At 53.4% G+C, this 3359-nt stretch carries 2 protein-coding genes and 1 pseudogene; 2 read left to right on the top strand and 1 reads right to left on the bottom strand.

The window, feature by feature from the left end:
• The first annotated feature begins 184 nt into the window (after positions 1–184).
• Positions 185–916, top strand: a complete 732-nt coding sequence (locus tag RTK01_RS16370) for a site-specific integrase (protein WP_312281989.1) — start codon at positions 185–187, stop codon at positions 914–916.
• A gap of 347 nt (positions 917–1263) precedes the next feature.
• Here the strand turns inward: RTK01_RS16370 and RTK01_RS16365 are convergent, their stop codons facing one another.
• Entirely contained in the window at positions 1264–2532 is a 1269-nt protein-coding gene (locus tag RTK01_RS16365) for a HAMP domain-containing methyl-accepting chemotaxis protein (protein WP_312281988.1), read from the bottom strand.
• 366 nt (positions 2533–2898) lie between these two features.
• Here RTK01_RS16365 and RTK01_RS16360 point away from each other — a divergent pair.
• Positions 2899–3359, top strand: a pseudogene (locus RTK01_RS16360) (hypothetical protein); the annotation flags it as partial.

The following is a 3359-nucleotide window of genomic DNA, read 5'->3' as shown; positions in this document are numbered from 1 at the left end:
CCACGAGAGCGAAATTTCGGAGAGCACCCGCCGCGTTTATTCATACGCCGTGGCTCGTCTAATAGCATCATTGGGCGACAAACACGCCTCTGAGGTTGCACCGCAGGACTTGCAACGGCAAATCTCCGACTTTTCAAAAACGCACAGCCGGAATACCGCTCAAATCGAATTGGCGGTCATAAAAATGATTTTTGATTCTGCCGTGGTTTCCGGGGATATTGCCGCATCTCCTGCCGACAAAGTGCGGCTTCCAAAGCACACGCTGCCCCCGAAACGGCGCGAGTCCTTGACGGATGAGCAGGAGCGGGCACTAGTGCTTCTGGAAAGCCAAAAGAAAGATGCGGACGTGTCGTTGGGATACTTTCTCATGTTTACTGGCTGCCGCCGTGGCGAAGCACTGGCACTGTCTTACAGCGACATTGATCGCAAAGCGGGCTGCATTCACATCACGAAAAAATTGTCTTACGCAAGCAGTAGCCCCGTATTGGAAGATCATTTGAAAAGCCGCAATGGTCGGCGTGACATCCCGCTTCTTCCTTCTCTGGCGGCGCGCATTCCTAAAAACCGTATCGGGCTGCTGTTCCCCGGCAAGGATGGCGGCTTTATGCGGGCCTCTGAAATTCAATCTTTGTGGAGAACCTATTGCCGGGAGGCGGGGCTGAATGAAATCCAGCAGCTTGACAGCGGAGAACTCGTAGAAACATTTCCTATCACGCCCCACTGTCTCCGGCACAGCTTTGCTACAATCTGCTATGAAGCTGGAATAGACCCCCGGCAGGCGGCCGAGATCGTAGGAGATACGCCGCAGGTTCTGGAGGCTGTCTACACCCACCTGCGAGACGGACACAAGCGCAGCGCCGCGGACAAGCTGGCGGAATACGTGACTGCACTGGAACAGTCTATTCTAAACAGCTAGTTTTTCACTGTGTAGATTTTTAGGTGTTTTTAGGTTTCACTGTGTATTCTCTGTGTCATATATGCTTTAAGAATATTTCAGAATATTTCAACCGCATATCTTGAAGAACCAGTGATTCCCCTTGAGAATACAAGGAATTTTCAGAGAAGTACAAAATCATTGAAAAATTTGTAACTCGCGCAGATTTAAAACTTTTGTAACAAACCCTGCTTTTTTGCTTAATATCTGACCGGTATTATCATACTTGCAAGGGACAAAACTTTTTTCATCAATCTTCCAAAAGAACGGACCGGACGCCGCAGGGCGTCCGGTCCGTTCTTTTTATAGGCGTTTTGTGAGAAACGACGTCAATTCACCCTCAGCTTAAAGGTCTGCACCAGCGCCTTCAGCTCCTCAGCCTGCCGATAAAGGGTAACCGTTGAGGTGGAACTTTCCTCCGTCGCGGCGGAGTTGGCCTGCACCGTGGCGGACACCTGCCCGATTTCGTCGTTGATGGCGGATACGCCTGCGGCCTGCTCCGCCGCTGCGTCGGCAATTTTTTCCGCCAGATCCGCCACCTCATGGATGCCGTCCACAATTTTATGGAACGCATCGGCAGTTTCCCGGGCAATCCGCGTGCCGTGCTCAATCCGCTGAACGGAGTCCTTCACCATGTCGGCAGTCTCCTGCGCGGCCTTGGCGGAGCGTGCCGCCAGATTGCGCACCTCGTCCGCCACCACGGCAAAGCCCTTGCCGTACTGTCCGGCCCGCGCCGCCTCCACCGAGGCGTTCAACGACAGGATATTGGTCTGAAACGCGATGGTTTCAATCGCTTTCATCACGCCGGAGATGTTTGCGGAGGAAACACTGATTTCGTCCATCGCCTCCAGCATCTCGCTCATGCGTCCGCTGCCGTCCTCCGCATCGTGGCTGACCTTGTTTGCCCGGGTGCGGGCCTTCGCGGCATGCTGTGCGCTCAGGTCGATGTTGGATTTCACCTGCTCCACCGCCGCCGCCAGCTCCTGAAGGGAACCGGCCTGTCGGCTGGAGCCCTCCGCAAGGCGCCCTCCTGCCTCTGAAATCTGCCCGGCCTCGGCGGCGATTTCGCCGGAAGCCGCCCGGATGCGGGAAAGCATCCGGCTATTGTTCTCCGCAATGTGGTTCAGCGCCATGCCCAGCACGTCCTTCTCGGAGTTCAACGCCACCTGCGCGGTCAAATCCCCTTTGGCAATTGTCTCGGCGGCCTGTGCCTGCCGTCTGGTGCTCTCCACCATGGTCTTAAATGCCTGCATCAGCCTGCCCACCTCGTCATTGGTAAGCACCTTTACGTTGGCCGATGTATCTCCTTGGGAAAGCTGGGTTGCAATGCCGTTCAGAATTTTCATCGGCCGGGTCATGCTACTGTCAAGACGCCTGCACGCAATCCCACTCAGCACAATCGAAAGAATCGTCAGCGCGACCACCCCTCCGGAAAAGCCCGTGAGAAAGCCCGCTGAAACACTGCCCTCGGCATGCAGGCGCGCTATCACGGCCACGCTGAGCAAAGTAATCAGGATCGTGACGAGATTAACCGCTCCAAATCCTACCGCCAATCGCCGATGAAGCGCCATCGAATTTTGTTTTTCCCGGTCTTCCATGCAGCTTCCCTCCCATTATCAAATCTGCACTCATTATATCGTCAATTGGTGACAAAAGCTACAATAATTTTCCATAATCATATAAATTTTTTTCTTTCCTCAAATAAAAAGTTTTTTACTGCCGTATGTTGTTTTATTTCACTGAATTTCAGAAGCACTATTCTCTCATTTTCCGAAGCATACCTTTTTGATTTCTATGCAAAACTGGAAACTCGTTACCAATTTGACATAACTTGTTGCCGCTTTTTTGTGCATTTTAAATGCTTCTTGGCTACAATAACTTCAGAATAGGTATTTTTATACCTTTACCGTCCAGTTCGCAGAAATCCGGCGCGACCGCCGCCAAATATCAAGAAAGGGAGTTTCATGATGAAAAACCGTCTTGTCCCTTGGCTCCTGCTTGCCTCCGTTCTGGCGCTTTCTGCCTGCGGTGCTCCCGGTGCATCCTCCATTCCCTCCGCTTCCGCACCTTCCTCCTCCGCCCCGGTAGAGTCTCAGACGGAGCAGTTTGTCTTTACCCGGGAAAACTTTCCCCACCTGGACGGCTCCACCTCCACCGTCCCTCTGGCGCAAGCCATCGCCAGCGTCCTTTTGGGAGAGACGCGGGATGAGGTAAGCGACCTGTTTGACTTTTCAAAAACCACCCAATCTTATCGGATGCTGATGTGGAACGACGGGGACGGCGTGGATTTGCTCATTGCCGCCGAGCCGCCGGAAATCATCTGGCAGGAGAAGGAGGAGCAGAACGTCCAGTGGCAGATGGAGCCCTTCGCCATTGACGCGCTGGTATTCGTGGTCAACGCGGACAATCCGGTAGACAGCCTTAC

Source organism: Oscillibacter sp. (assembly GCF_031978065.1).
Taxonomy (GTDB): domain Bacteria; phylum Bacillota; class Clostridia; order Oscillospirales; family Oscillospiraceae; genus Oscillibacter.
Note: the sequence above shows the minus strand (reverse complement) of the source record. Positions and strands in the feature narration are given on the sequence as shown.

Coding starts and splice junctions, on each gene's coding strand:
- RTK01_RS16370 (WP_312281989.1), top strand. CDS start 185: ATGATTTTTGATTCTGCCGTGGTTTCCGGGGATATTGCCGCATCTCCT.
- RTK01_RS16365 (WP_312281988.1), bottom strand. CDS start 2,532: ATGGAAGACCGGGAAAAACAAAATTCGATGGCGCTTCATCGGCGATTG.